The sequence below is a fragment of the Ensifer sp. WSM1721 genome (genome assembly GCF_000513895.2).
In the GTDB taxonomy this organism is placed as follows: Bacteria; Pseudomonadota; Alphaproteobacteria; order Rhizobiales; family Rhizobiaceae; genus Sinorhizobium.
This window is the reverse complement of sequence record NZ_CP165782.1, coordinates 2,188,616-2,202,499: the sequence shown is the minus strand read 5'-3', so window position 1 is coordinate 2,202,499 and position 13,884 is coordinate 2,188,616. Positions and strand designations below refer to the sequence as shown.

The window sequence follows — 13,884 nt, the reverse complement described above, 5'->3', positions numbered from 1 at the left end:
ATTTTCCTCAATCCGGCGCGCGCGCTGTCCTTGCGACATCGGCAGGCGCCATTTCCGGTTGCCATATAGACAGACCGATGCCGGCACGCGAAGCGGCAAGCGCGCATGCTCTACGGCAAGTGCGCTCATGCTCCTCACGCTGGAAGTCGGTCTGCCGCCGGTCGATGTGGAACGCGGCAAGCGTCCCATCACATCGCTTAATGGCAGGGGAAGCCGTAGGAATGACGGGTGTCGTGTGCGGTGTCGTGCAGCACGGCCGAGTTTGCGAGGCCTGCGCCGAAGACGAGGAAAGCGCCGATCATTAGGGCGACGAAGCCCGCGGTCAGGCGATCGCTGAGGGAGAGCGGAATGCTCGAGATGGTAGACGTAGCCATGACAACCTCCGTGATGGCAAGGGGATGTTACCCGGGTGGGCACTGTGCCCGCATCGATTGGCAGGTTTCCTGGCTCGCGGCGTCAGGTGAGACACCAGGGACTTGCCTCGCCTTCCCAGGTCAAACCGCCTCTCGCGGTCCGTCCCAGTGGCTTTTTCCGGATCGCTCCGGAACGGCAAGTTCACGCCGCTCTACAGTCGCGGGGTCGGCCGTGATTGAGATGCCCAGTGTGGGTCCATCCGTCACGTTCCCGTTTACTCCCGAAAAGCGTTCGCATTCCGGGAACCAACCGATCAGAGATGATTAGGTTCGCGCGCTGGCGATGTCAATCGAGGTGGATGCTGAAAGTGTGAAGCGGCTTTTCGCGCATTCGCATCGCCCTCGAAGAGGACCACTGGTGACTGTGGCGCGACGGTCGGCTATCTCTTCAGTTGAGTACGCGCCCATGTGATTTGCACGCCTGCAGAGGCTGCGATTCGTATCTGGAGAACTGTGCGATGATTGCCCTTATCCCCGTCCTGGCCTTTGCTGCCGTCATCGGCTCCGGTCTGATGGCTGGCCTCTTCTTCGTTTTTTCCGTCTGCATCATGCAGGCGTTGTCGCGACTGCCGCCCGAAGAGGGTATCGCTGCGATGAATGCCATCAACGTAGTAATCCAGAACCCGCTGTTCCTTACCGCATTCCTGGGCACGGCGCTTCTCAGCCTAGTCCTTGTCGTCACCGCCCTCTGGGGCGGGGAGGGGAGCTATCTGCTGGCGGCGGGCGGGCTCGTCTATTTCATTGGCACGCTGGTGGTAACGATGGTCTTCAACGTGCCGCTGAACAATGCGCTTGCCGCCGCTTCTCCCGGCCAGGCCGCAACCGAACTCTGGCAACAGCGCTACTTGACCGACTGGGTCTGGTGGAACCATGTCCGAACGCTTGCCTCGATCGCATCGCTCGCCCTTTTCGTGCTGGGCTTCGCGCGCGTCTGAGGCGCTGGCGGTCACGACAGTGCGCTACTCTTCATCCTGTCGCTCTGATCGGCTGCCGCGACCGTTGTCACTTGATTGCTGCCGGCTCTGTTATAAGTGCAGGGGCGGTGAGGGCGGCCTCATCAATTCGGGAGGGTCAAATGACAGTCCGGCGTATCATGCCAAACCTTCAGGTGTCCGATCCGCAACGTGCGCGCCATTTCTACACGGATCTGCTCGGCCTCGAGGTAGTGATGGATCACGGCTGGCTCGTCACCTATGCGGCGGTAGGCGGCTCCGCCATGCCGCAGGTGAGCTTCGCGACCGAAGGCGGATCGGGAACGCCGGTGCCGGCGCTCTCGATCGAAGTGGACGATGTGGATGAAGTCTACCGCCAAGCGAAGGCCGCAGGCATCGAGATCGTCCACGATATCACCGACGAGCCCTGGGGCGTGCGGCGTTTTTTTCTGCGTGATCCCTTCGGCAACATCGTCAATATCCTGACGCATTAAGTCGGCGCCGCCTCCCACCGCATCAGATGGTCGTCAGGGCATTGGCGACGTCGGCGACGAGATCGTCCGGATGCTCGATGCCGATCGACAGGCGGATGGTGGATTCGAGCACGCCGATGCGATGACGCACCTCGATCGGCACGCCGGAATGGGTCATCGCGGCCGGATGGCTCGCGAGGGACTCCGTACCACCAAGGCTGACGGCGAGCTTGAAGATCTGCAATTCATTGAGGAAGCGGAACGCCGCCTCCTCGCCGCCTGCGATGTCGAAGGAGAAGGTGGAACCGGCTCCGCTGCACTGCGCGGAGTACACGCGGCTGACCGGAGACGCCTCGTCATGGAAGGGCAGATAATGGATGCGCTCGACCTTCGGATGATCACGCAGGAATTCGGCGACGATGCGGGCATTGTCGTTTGCCTTCTGCATGCGCACGGACAGCGTCTCCAGCGACCGGCCGATCATCCAGCAGGAATGCGGATCGAGTTGCGTGCCGATCGAACCGCGAAGCGCCTTCACCTGCTTGATCAGTGCCTTGGAGCCGAGCACTGCCCCGGCGATCAGGTCGGAGTGGCCGCCGACATATTTGGTCAGCGAATAGAGCGAGAGATCGGCGCCGTGTTCGATCGGGTGCTGGAACACCGGACCGAGTAGGGTGTTGTCGCAGGCGAGGATCGGCCTGTGACCTTGCTTCTCCCCGATCCTGTCAGCGATGCGGCGGACCATGGAGATATTGACGAGGCTATTGGTGGGATTGGCGGGCGTCTCGATCAAGACCGCGGCGACACGCCCCTTACTCATTGCTTCTTCCGCCGCGGCGCTGACCGCCGCCTCATCGATGCCGTCGGCAAAGCCGACGGCGGAGATGTCGAGATTGCGGAAGGTCTTGGCGAGCAATGTCTCGGTGCCGCCATAGAGCGGCTGAGAGTGCAGTATGGCATCTCCGGGGCGCACGAAGGCGAGCAGCGTCGTTGCGATCGCCGACATGCCGGATGAAAAGAGCGCGCCTGCTTCCGCCCGCTCGAAAATGGCGAGCCGGTCTTCGACGATCTCGCTGTTCGGGTGGTTGAAACGGGAGTAGACGAGCCCAGCGCCGACGCCGGCAGGCGGTTCGCGCCGCCCCGAGACGAAATCGAAGAAGTCGCGGCCCTCTTCGGCCGAGTGAAAGACGAATGTGGAGGTGAGGAAAACCGGCGGCTTGACGGCGCCCTCTGACAGCTCGGGATCGTAACCATAGTTCAGCATCAGCGTTTCCGGATGCAGTTTGTGGTTGCCGATGTGGGTCTTGGACGGGTGCGGAGCTGTCATGGTTCTCTCCTTGGTGCAGGGGACGCGACTACAGCTAAATTATATCAAACGCCTGGGCCGATCCTTGCTATTTGCGATCACTTCGTTTTGATGGGGCGCAACTTTTTGCCGGAGTAGCAATGACATGGCGCAAAAAATTGCCGATGACACGGATCGCCGGATTCTGAAGGAGCTGATTTCCGATGCGAGAATCACCAACAACGAGCTTGCCGAGCGCGTAGGCCTTTCTCCCTCGCCTTGCCTCCGCCGCCTGCGGCGGCTGGAGGAAACAGGCGTCATCCGAGGTTACACGGCGCTCGTCGATCCGGCCATCGAGGGCTGGACAATGACGGCGATTGCGACGGTGAGATTGAGCCGTCAGCACGAGGACGAGATCGTTATGTTCGAGGAGGCGATCCGCGGCTGGGAGGAGGTGCTTGAATGCCATCTTGTCACCGGCTCGCGCGATTATGTGCTGAAGGTGATGAGCGCCGGTCTCGACCATTACGAGCGCTTCATCAAGGAGAAGATCGCGCGGCTCAAATGCGTCGCGTCGATCGAAACGAGCTTCGTGATGAACACGATCAAGGAGCGGAGAATCTAGCGCGGGATCCGACCGGGACTCCCGGGTCCCCGCCCCGGCGAGGGACGGCAATGGTTGACTGTGCGGGAGCGGAAAGCGACATTGCCGCCAGCGCGTCGCTCGCGCCGGACAATCAGCGAGTATTGCGGCGACAACGCCCGCGAAGTGGAGGTCCGCCATGGAACACGTTCAGCAGACGGACCTGCCGAGGCCGTTTCCGCGTCATCTTTTGAGCCTCCTGCGTTCATTCTCCACGAGCGGCCTGCTCGTCGGCGTGCTCTTCTTCGCGGTTTCGCTGACGCCAAGTCTCATACCGCGGCCCTATCTCATTCAGGCGGTGATCTCCGGCTTTTCTCTTGCCGCCGGCTACGCGATCGGCGTGCTTCTGCGCTGGCTCTGGTCCTTCTTCGAACTTCCGGAGCCGACGGTCAGACGGGCGCGCACATTGAAAATCGCCGCGGCGATCGTCTCGATCGCGGCCGCCGCCGTCTTCCTGTGGCAGGCAGCGGGCTGGCAGAACACGGTGCGCCATCTCATGGGGCTTGAATCGATCGAGAGCGCGGAACCGTTGAGGATCGGCCTCGTTGCAGGCCTGCTTTTCGTCGCGCTCGTCTTCCTAGCGCGGCTGTTCCGGTTGACTTTCCGCGTTCTTTCTCGATGGCTGCAATATTTCCTGACGCGACCCATCGCCAACGCCGTTGGCGGGCTCATCGCCCTCGCGCTCTTCTGGTCGGTGGCGAATGGGGTGATTTTCAAGTTCGCGCTTCGTGCGGCGGACAGTTCTTTCCAACAACTCGATGCGCTTATCGATCCCGATATCGCACCCCCTGTCGATCCCGCCAAGACAGGCAGCGACGCGTCTTTGCTGAACTGGGACGAGCTTGGTCGGCAGGGGCGCCAGTTCATCGCCTCCGGTCCGACGGGAGCCGAGATCGGCGCCTTCTTCGGCGGCGCTGCCCCTGACCCGGTGCGCGTTTATGTCGGGCTGAATTCCGCGGAGACGGCTCAGGATCGGGCAAAACTGGCGCTCGAAGAACTGAAACGCGCCGGCGGCTTCGAGCGCAAGTCGCTCTTCATCGTCGTACCGACGGGCACCGGCTGGATCGATCCGGCGGCGCTCGACACGCTCGAATATCTGCTGCACGGCGACGTTGCGAGCGTGGCGGTGCAATATTCCTATCTCACGAGCTGGCTGTCGCTGCTGGTCGAGCCGGGTTACGGCTCGGAAGTCGCCAATGCGCTCTTCGACGAGATCTACGGCTACTGGACGACGCTGCCGAAGGACCGTCGTCCGAAGCTTTATCTGCATGGTCTGAGCCTGGGAGCGATGAACTCGCAAGGCTCCGTCGATCTCTTCGACGTGATCAGCGATCCTTTCCAGGGCGCGCTCTGGAGCGGGCCGCCCTTTCAAAGCGCGCTCTGGCTTTCCGTGACGGCCAATCGCGTTCCCGGTTCGCCCGCCTGGCTGCCGCGCTACCGGGACAGCTCGATCATCCGCTTCACGAACCAGGAGAATTCGCTCGAGATTCCCGGTGCCCGCTGGGGTGCGATGCGCATCGTCTACCTGCAATATGCGAGCGACCCGGTGACCTTCTTCGACCCGCGCTCCTTCTATCGAGAACCCGACTGGATGAAGGCGCCGCGCGGGCCGGATGTATCGCCGGCATTGAGCTGGTTCCCAGTCGTCACCGGGCTGCAGCTGCTCGCCGACATGGCTCTGGCGACGACTTCGCCGATGGGTTACGGCCATGTGTATGCGCCGGAGCACTACATCGACGCCTGGATGGCGGTCACCGATCCGCAAGGCGTGACGGCTGCGGACGTCGTGCGGCTGAAGGAGCAATTCAAAGGACGGTGAGGGAAGGGCCGTGGCGGCGCACGGAACTGCCCCTCATCCGCTTGCCAGCGCCTTCTCCTCGCAGGCGGGGCGAAGGGACGATGCGGCACCCTCCAGTCCTCTCTCACCGCTTGCGGGGAGAGGGCTAGTCCTCGGGTTGAACCCGAGGAGAGGGGCAATTTCGCATGCTTACTTGAGGCCGCTCTCTGACTGGCACGTTACAAGGCGGAAAGCAGCCCCTCCATCGCACCGATAATCTTGCGGTGCTGATGGGCATGGCGGGTGCGAAGACTTGTTGCCGCATAGACGGCCTGCGGAATGACCGGCGCGTCGGCGACGATTGCTGCAACGTCGTCTTCGGAGATCCGCTCGGCGCTCGCCTTCGTCACGTAGGCCGCGCCTCCGAGCGCGCGTAGCAGCCCAGCGATGGCCATGTTCTGGCCGGCGGCAAGTGACGCGCCCGAAAGGTGTGGCATTGCCAGTCGGTGGGCGCGGTCGAAGGCGGGCGAATAGCTCGAGCGGATGTAGGTTTCAGGCCTCACGCCGGTCATATCGCGAGCCTCGGTGCTGACCAGGACGTAATGCAGTTCGCCGATGCGTTCATAATGAAGATCGGGCAGGAAATGAGGTGTATAGAGGATCGCGAGATCGAGCTCTCCGGCGGCAAGGTCGCGGTTCATCTGGTTCGAATAATCCGCTTCCATATAGATCTCCGTCGTCGGCAGTTCGCGGCGAATTGCTGCCACCCAGCGGCCGGCCAGGGTTTCCGCCAGATCATGCTGGATGCCGAGCCGCATCGAGCGCTCCAGGGCGCCGGCGCTCGTCACTGCGCGAGTAGCCTCATGCCACTGATTCTGCATGGCTTTCGCGTAATCGAGAAAGCGCAAGCCAGCGGCCGTCGGAATGGTCCCGCCCTTGTTTCGGGTGAAGAGCTTGCGGTTGAACTGCACCTCGAGCGCCTTCACGCGATGGGAGACGGTCGATTGCGTGATGTTCAGCCGCTCGGCGGTGCGGTTGAAATTGCGTGTCTCCATCAGGTCCAGAAAGGTTTCGATCAGATCGACTTGCATATTCGTGGCGTTCCTTGTCTCCCGAAGGAACCAATCTAATCGAATTCTTCGATCAATAAAGGCGGATCTGCGTGCTTGATGGCACTCCGCTCCTCGTCAAATATCGCGACAAAGAGGGAGCAGCGCATGTCGAATTTACCGTCTCACGCACGTGTCGTGATCATCGGCGGGGGAGCCGTCGGGGCCTCCTCGCTCTACCATCTCGCCAAGGCCGGCTGGACCGATTGCGTGCTTCTCGAGAAGAACGAGCTCACCGCCGGCTCGACCTGGCATGCGGCCGGCAACGTACCGACCTTCTCCTCGTCCTGGTCGATCATGAACATGCAGCGCTATTCGGCCTCGCTCTACCGCGAACTTGGCGCTTTGGTCGACTATCCGATGAACTATCATGTCACCGGCTCGATCCGCCTCGGCCACTCCAAGGAGCGGCTGCAGGAATTCAAGCGCGTCGTCGGCATGGGCCGCTACCAGGGCATGGAGCTCGATATTCTGACGCCCGACGAGATGCGCACCCGCTATCCATTCCTTGAAACGCGTGATCTGACGGGCGCGCTCTACGATCCCTATGACGGCGACATCGATCCCGCCCAGCTCACCCAGGCGCTGGCAAAGGGCGCGCGCGACATGGGCGCGAAGATCGTCCGCTTCTGCCCTGTCACCGGGGCGCGACGCGAAAAGGACGAGTGGGTGATCTCCACGCCGCAGGGAGAGATCCGCTGCGAATATGTGGTGAATGCCGCCGGCTATTACGCCCGCGAAGTCGGCAAGATGTTCGGCCGCGACGTGCCGATGATGGTGATGAGCCATCAATACATTCTCTTCGATGAGATCCCGGAGCTTGCGGCCTGGTCGAAGGAGGCCGGACACAAGCTGCCGCTCTTACGCGATGTCGACTCCTCCTATTATCTCCGGCAGGAAAAATACGGCATGAATCTCGGGCCCTACGAGCGGAACTGTCGGCCCCATTGGGTGACGCCAGACGATCGGATGCCGGAGGATTTCTCCTTCCAGCTCTTCCCGGACGATCTCGAAAGGCTCGAATGGTATCTGAACGATGCCGTCGAGCGCGTGCCGATCCTCGGCACGGCAGGCGTCTCGCGTGTCATCAATGGGCCGATCCCCTATGCGCCGGACGGCAATCCGCTGATCGGGCCGATGCCGGGCGTGCCGAACGCCTTCGAGGCCTGCGTCTTCACCTTCGGCATCTGCCAGGCAGGCGGGGCCGGCAAGGTGCTCGCCGAATGGGTGACCGAGGGTCAGACGGAATGGGACATGTGGTCCTGCGATCCGCGCCGCTATACCGACTATACCGACCAGGACTATTGCGTCGCCAAGGGCATGGAAGTCTACGGCCATGAATATGCGATGCATTTCCCGAAGCATTACTGGCCGGCCGGGCGCAACAAGAAGCTTTCGCCGATCCACGACCGCATTGCCGCCCTTGGTGCGCAGTTCAAACCTTATAACGGCTGGGAACGCGCCATGTGGTATGCGAAGCCCGGCGACGATACATCCGAAGAGGCGACCCAGACCTGGGGACGGGGAGGTCCCTGGGCGAAGCGCATTGAGGAGGAGTGCCTGGCGGTACGCGATGCCGCCGGCATCCTCGACCTGCCGGGCTTCTCGCGCTTCCGGGTGAAGGGCGAGGGCGCGCGTGAATGGCTCTCCGGCCTCATCACCGGGCGCGTACCGAAGCCCGGGCGCATCGGCCTTGCCTATTTCGCCGACGACAAGGGCCGCATCGTCACGGAAATGTCGGTGATGGCGATCGAGGAGGACTTTTTCTTTCTGATCACCGCGGCTGCGGCGCAATGGCATGATTTCGAGTGGCTACAGAAGCACCGTCCGGCGAATGCCGCCTTCACGCTCGATGAGGTGACGGCAAGTTTCTCCTGTCAGATCCTGACCGGCCCCAAGTCGCGCACAATTCTCGCGGAAGTCTCTGGTGCCGATCTTTTGAAGCCTTGGCTGACGCATCAGACGGCTGAGATCGGCGGGCGCTATTGCCAACTCGTCCGGGTCTCCTTTGCCGGCGAACTTGGCTGGGAAATCCACACCAAGGTAGACGATGCCGCCGTGATCTTCGATGCTGTTTGGGAAGCCGGACAGAAACACGGCCTGAAGCCCTTCGGCATGGAAGCGCTCGACAGCCTACGCATCGAAAAGGGCTATCGCGCCTGGAAGGGCGATCTTTCGACCGACTACACCATCCTTCAGGGTGGGCTGGAGCGCTTCGTCGACTGGTCGAAGCCGCGCTTCAAGGGCAAGGCGGCGCTTGAGCGCGAGAAGCAGCAGGGAGTCATCAAGCGCTTCGTGACGCTGACGGTCGAGGCCGGCGAGTGCGACGCGCCCTATATGTCCACGCTATGGTCGGGCGGCGAGGTGGTCGGCGAAACAACTTCCGGCAACTGGGGCTATCGCGTCGGCAAGTCGATCGCGCTTGGCATGCTGCGCGCCGATCTCGCGGTGCCGGGCCAGGAGATCGAGGTCGAGATTTTCGGCGACCGCTTCAAGGCAACGGTTGAGCCCGATCAGCCGCTCTGGGATCCCTCGAACGAAAGATTGAAGGCATGACGAAGCCCATTCCCGCGAAGGCGCGGGTGATCATCATCGGCGGCGGTGTTTCCGGCTGCTCGGTCGCCTATCACCTGGCGAAGCTCGGCTGGACCGATGTGGTCCTGCTCGAGCGCAAGCAATTGACCTCAGGCACCACGTGGCATGCGGCCGGGCTGATCGGCCAACTCCGCGCCTCGCAGAACATGACGCGGCTCGCGAAATACTCGGCCGACCTGTATGTCAAGCTCGAAGCCGAAACCGGTATCGCGACCGGCATGCGGCAGAACGGCTCGATTACGGTGGCGCTCACCGAAGAGCGCAAGGAGGAGATCTACCGGCAGGCCTCGCTCGCCCGGGCCTTCAATGTAGATGTCCGCGAGATCACGTCGGACGAAGTCAAGACGATGTATCCGCATCTCAACACTTCCGACGTCAAGGCGGCGGTGCACCTGCCGCTCGACGGCCAGTGCGATCCGGCCAATATCGCCATGGCGCTTGCCAAGGGCGCGCGGCAGAACGGCGCGACGATCATTGAGGGCGTGAAAGTCACCTCGGTCCTGACGAAGGACGGCCGCGTCGCCGGCGTCACCTGCGAGCAGAACGGCGAGAGCTTCACGATCGCGACGGAAAACGTCGTCAATTGCGCCGGCATGTGGGGCAGGGAGCTTGCGAGCCAATCCGGCGTCACCGTGCCGCTGCACGCCTGCGAGCACTTCTACATCGTCACCGAGGCGATCCCCGGCTTGAGCCGGTTGCCGGTGCTGCGGGTGCCGGATGAATGCACCTATTACAAGGAGGATGCCGGCAAGATGCTGATCGGCGCCTTCGAGCTCAAGGCCAAGCCCTGGGGCATGGACGGCATTCGCGAGGATTTCTGCTTCGACCAGTTGCCGGAGGATTTCGACCATTTCGCGCCGATCCTCGAAATGGCGGTCAACCGCATGCCGATGCTGGAGACGGCTGGCATCCATACCTTCTTCAACGGGCCGGAAAGTTTTACGCCCGACGACCGCTACTATCTCGGCGAGGCGCCGGAACTCAAAGGCTACTGGGTGGCGGCTGGTTACAACTCGATCGGCATCGTCTCCTCCGGCGGTGCCGGCATGGCGCTGGCGCAATGGATGAATGACGGGGAACCGCCATTCGATCTCTGGGAGGTCGATATCCGCCGGGCGCAGCCGTTCCAGAAGAACCGCGCCTATCTCAAGGAGCGTGTCTGCGAGACGCTCGGGCTGCTCTATGCGGATCATTTCCCCTATCGCCAGATGGCGACGGCACGGGGCGTTCGCCGCTCGCCGCTGCATGAGCACTTGAAGGTGCGCGGCGCGGTGTTCGGCGAAGTGGCCGGATGGGAGCGCGCCAACTGGTTTGCCAGGCAAGGCCAGGAACGCGAATACCGCTATTCCTGGAAGAGGCAGAACTGGTTCGACAACCAGCGGGAAGAGCACCTGGCTGTTCGAAATGGCGTCGGCCTGTTCGACATGACGTCCTTCGGCAAGATCCGCGTCGAAGGCCGCGATGCACTCGCGTTCCTGCAGCGCCTTTGCGCCAACGAGATGAACGTTGAACGGGGGCGGATTGTCTATACTCAGATGCTGAACGCACGCGGCGGCATCGAGTGCGACTTAACGGTGACGCGTCTTTCGGAAAACGCGTTCCTCCTTACCGTGTCAGGCGCGACGTTGCAGCGTGACCTCGCTTGGCTGCGCAAGCATGTTGGGGCCGAGTTCGTGGTGGTTACCGATGTGACCGCTGCCGAGAGCGTGCTCTGTGTGATGGGGCCGAATGCGCGCGAGCTGATGCGAAAGGTGAGCCCGAACGATTTCTCCAATCAGGCGCATCCCTTCGGCACGGCGCGCGAGATCGAGATTGGCATGGGGCTCGCCCGCGCCCACCGCGTCACCTATGTCGGTGAGCTCGGCTGGGAGCTTTACGTCTCCACCGACCAGGCCGCCCATGTCTTCGAGGTGCTGGAGGCCGCCGGTCGGGATGTCGGCCTCAAACTCTGCGGCCTTCACACGCTCGACAGTTGCCGCATCGAAAAGGCGTTCCGCCATTTCGGCCACGATATCACCGATGAGGATCACGTGCTGGAAGCCGGACTCGGCTTTGCGGTTAAGCCGGAGAAGGGGGATTTCATCGGTCGCCAGGCGGTGCTTGCCAAGCGCGAGAAGGGCCTCACGCGCCGGCTGGTGCAGTTCCGGCTCACCGATCCGGAGCCGCTGCTCTTCCACAACGAAGCGATCGTGCGCGACGGTGAAATCGTCGGCACGATCACGTCGGGCAATTACGGCCATTGTCTCGGCGGCGCTATCGGGCTTGGCTTCGTGCCGAGTCACGGTGAAAGCGACACGGACGTTCTGGCGTCGAGCTACGAGATCGAGATCGCCGGAACGCGGGTCCAGGCCGAGGCTTCGTTGAAGCCGATGTACGACCCGAAGGCGGAGCGGGTGCGGGCGTAGGCCGCATTTTTGGAGACATGACGATGGCTGACGAATGCGCAGTTGCGGTTTCGAGACGGTCCGGCGGACGGGCGGCGCGCGTCGCGCTTCGTTCCGCTCCGCTCGCCGAAAACATCCGGCCGGTTCGCCCCGGCCTTTCCGGCGGTCAGTACAAGCCGCTGACCGAGGCAGGCGTGAAACGCATCCACGAAGCGGCGCTCGATGCCCTGGAGCAGATCGGCCTTGCCAACGCGCCGAAGTCCGGGATCGAGATCATGACCGGGGCCGGCGCTATCCTCGGCGAAGACGGGCGCATCCGCTTTCCCCGCGCGCTGGTCGAGGACATGCTCGCCATCGCCGCGCGTGACATCACGCTTTACGCCCGTGATCCGAAACAGGATCTCGAACTCACCGGCACCCGCGTCTATTACGGCACTGCCGGCGCGGCAGTCCACGTTGTCGATGTCGAGAAGCGGGAATATCGCGAGTCGACGGCGAAGGATCTGCTCAATGCCGCGCAGCTCGTCCACCATCTCGATAATGTGCACTTCTTCCAGCGCGCGATGGTCTGCCGGGACATTCCCGACAATTTCCTGATGGACATCAATACGCTTTATGCCTGCTGCGCCGGCACCACCAAACATGTCGGCACCAGCTTTTCCGATCCGTCGCATGTCGAGGGCTGCTTCGATCTGATCCACATGATCGCCGGCGGAGAGGAGAAGTGGCGGGCGCGACCCTTCGTTTCCAATTCCAACTGCTTCGTCGTGCCGCCGATGAAATTCGCCGAGGAAAGCTGCATCACCATGGAGAAGTGCATCCGTGGCGGCATGCCGGTCCTGCTTCTTTCCGCCGGGCAGGCGGGAGCGACGGCTCCAGCGCCGCTTGCGACCGCGATCGTCCAGGCGGTTGCAGAATGCTTGGCCGGTGTGGTTTACGTCAACGCACTTTCGCCCGGCCATCCGGCCGTCTTCGGCACCTGGCCCTTCGTTTCGGACTTAAGAACCGGGGCGATGTCGGGTGGTTCGGGCGAGCAGGCACTGTTGACTGCTGGCTGCGCGCAGATGCACCAGTTCTACCGCCTGCCCGGGGGGGCCGCCGCCGGCATTGCCGATGCGAAGCTGCCGGACATGCAGGCCGGCTGGGAGCAGGCGATCTCAAACGTCATGGCGGGGCTCTCGGGTCTCAACATGGTCTACGAAGCCGTCGGCATGCATGCTTCGCTTCTCGGCTTCTGCCTGGAATCGCTGGTGCTGGGCGACGACATGCTCGGCCAGGTGCAGCGCTGCATCCGCGGTATCAATGTCACGGAAGACTCGGTGTCGCTCGATACCATGCGCTCCGTCTGCCTTGAGGGTCCCGGTCACTATCTCGGCCATCCGCAAACGCTTGGGCTCATGCAGACGGAGTATATCTACCCGGCTGTCGCCGACCGGACGAGTCCAAAGGAATGGGTGGAAATTGGCCGGCCGGATCTCGTCGCCCGTGCGATCGAGAGGAAGAATCGCATCCTCGCCGATGCCGCGCCGTCCGTCATTGCGCCGGAGATCGACCGGGCAATCCGCGAGCGGTTCAGAATCTATTGCTGAGGCCGTTCCCTGCGCCGTCCGCGATCCGCCCCTCTCCTCGGGTTTAACCCGAGGACTAGCCCTCCTCGTAAGCGGGGAGTGCGCCGCGAGTCCCTTCTCCCCATCAAATTGGGAGAAGGCGCCGGCAGACGGATGAAGGGCACTGCTGCAGGCGCCCAATTCAACGGCCGGCCGCACCTCTAACCGCGCTCACCCTGTAGCTCCACTTCGGGGCTGTTGGCGGCTCATCGAGCCTAAAAGGAAAGGTGAGAAACGTCTCGAACGGGCGGCTCTGGCCACCGGGCACACGTACGAGAATGAGAGCAGTGTCGTCGCCGATCCGCCTGCAGGTGCCTTGCGGGCAATCCTCGAGCGTGACGGTCAGCCGGAAATACTCGAGTGCCACGTCGGATGTGTTGGCGACGGTGCCGCGAACGCGGTAGCTGCGCCGCGACTGGTTAGGCTCGAAACTCATGTTCTCGAGCAGGATATCGGAAACCGCGAGACCGGTCGCGGCCGGAGTCGGAGCGGGCGCCGGAGGCTGTTCGGGGGTGCCTTCGCTCAGCCAGACCAGGAAGGCGGCGGTGAGCGCCAGGGCGACGGCGATCGACAGAACCGGCTCCAGCCAACTGCGAAATCGGCCGTAGCGCGCCGCCAGATATACGAGCGCCACGCCCAGAGGTAACGCAACCAGCCACAGCATCA

11 protein-coding genes and 1 riboswitch are annotated in these 13,884 nt (G+C 62.7%); of the genes, 7 read left to right on the top strand and 4 right to left on the bottom strand.

What is annotated here, in order from left to right:
- Window positions 1-197 precede the first annotated feature (197 nt).
- Window positions 198-374, bottom strand: a complete 177-nt coding sequence (locus tag M728_RS10760; protein WP_026618984.1) for a CbtB-domain containing protein — start codon at window positions 372-374, stop codon at window positions 198-200.
- Window positions 375-415: 41 nt separating this feature from the next.
- A riboswitch (cobalamin riboswitch) is annotated at window positions 416-679 on the bottom strand.
- Window positions 680-871: 192 nt separating this feature from the next.
- Here M728_RS10760 and M728_RS10755 point away from each other — a divergent pair.
- Complete coding sequence (locus M728_RS10755) at window positions 872-1,348, top strand: DUF1772 domain-containing protein (protein WP_026618985.1); 477 nt, start codon at window positions 872-874, stop codon at window positions 1,346-1,348.
- Window positions 1,349-1,488: 140 nt separating this feature from the next.
- The gene (locus M728_RS10750; RefSeq protein ID WP_026618986.1) at window positions 1,489-1,839 is read left to right on the top strand and encodes a glyoxalase superfamily protein; all 351 of its coding nucleotides are present in this window, start codon (window positions 1,489-1,491) and stop codon (window positions 1,837-1,839) included.
- A 22-nt stretch (window positions 1,840-1,861) separates the two neighbouring features.
- Here the strand turns inward: M728_RS10750 and M728_RS10745 are convergent, their stop codons facing one another.
- Window positions 1,862-3,145: a cystathionine gamma-synthase family protein gene (locus tag M728_RS10745; protein WP_026618987.1), complete on the bottom strand. Its 1,284-nt coding sequence runs from the start codon at window positions 3,143-3,145 to the stop codon at window positions 1,862-1,864.
- A gap of 124 nt (window positions 3,146-3,269) precedes the next feature.
- Between M728_RS10745 and M728_RS10740 the strand changes: the two genes are divergently transcribed.
- Entirely contained in the window at window positions 3,270-3,728 is a 459-nt protein-coding gene (locus M728_RS10740; protein WP_026618988.1) for an Lrp/AsnC family transcriptional regulator, read from the top strand.
- A gap of 157 nt (window positions 3,729-3,885) precedes the next feature.
- The gene (locus tag M728_RS10735) at window positions 3,886-5,565 is read left to right on the top strand and encodes an alpha/beta-hydrolase family protein (RefSeq protein ID WP_026618989.1); all 1,680 of its coding nucleotides are present in this window, start codon (window positions 3,886-3,888) and stop codon (window positions 5,563-5,565) included.
- 197 nt (window positions 5,566-5,762) lie between these two features.
- Here the strand turns inward: M728_RS10735 and M728_RS10730 are convergent, their stop codons facing one another.
- On the bottom strand, window positions 5,763-6,614 hold the full coding sequence (locus M728_RS10730; protein ID WP_026618990.1) for a LysR family transcriptional regulator: 852 nt from the start codon (window positions 6,612-6,614) through the stop codon (window positions 5,763-5,765).
- 126 nt (window positions 6,615-6,740) lie between these two features.
- Here M728_RS10730 and M728_RS10725 point away from each other — a divergent pair, with 126 nt between their 5' ends.
- From M728_RS10725 to M728_RS10715, 3 genes are read left to right on the top strand one after another with little or no spacing between them, the layout of a single operon-like run.
- Window positions 6,741-9,188, top strand: a complete 2,448-nt coding sequence (locus M728_RS10725; protein WP_026618991.1) for an FAD-dependent oxidoreductase — start codon at window positions 6,741-6,743, stop codon at window positions 9,186-9,188.
- Entirely contained in the window at window positions 9,185-11,632 is a 2,448-nt protein-coding gene (locus M728_RS10720) for an FAD-dependent oxidoreductase (protein ID WP_026618992.1), read from the top strand. Before M728_RS10725 ends, M728_RS10720 begins: the two co-directional genes overlap by 4 nt.
- Before the next feature lie 23 nt (window positions 11,633-11,655).
- Window positions 11,656-13,200: a trimethylamine methyltransferase family protein gene (locus M728_RS10715; RefSeq protein WP_026618993.1), complete on the top strand. Its 1,545-nt coding sequence runs from the start codon at window positions 11,656-11,658 to the stop codon at window positions 13,198-13,200.
- A gap of 160 nt (window positions 13,201-13,360) precedes the next feature.
- Here the strand turns inward: M728_RS10715 and M728_RS10710 are convergent, their stop codons facing one another.
- Complete coding sequence (locus tag M728_RS10710; protein WP_026618994.1) at window positions 13,361-13,882, bottom strand: hypothetical protein; 522 nt, start codon at window positions 13,880-13,882, stop codon at window positions 13,361-13,363.
- Between the last annotated feature and the right edge of the window lie 2 nt (window positions 13,883-13,884).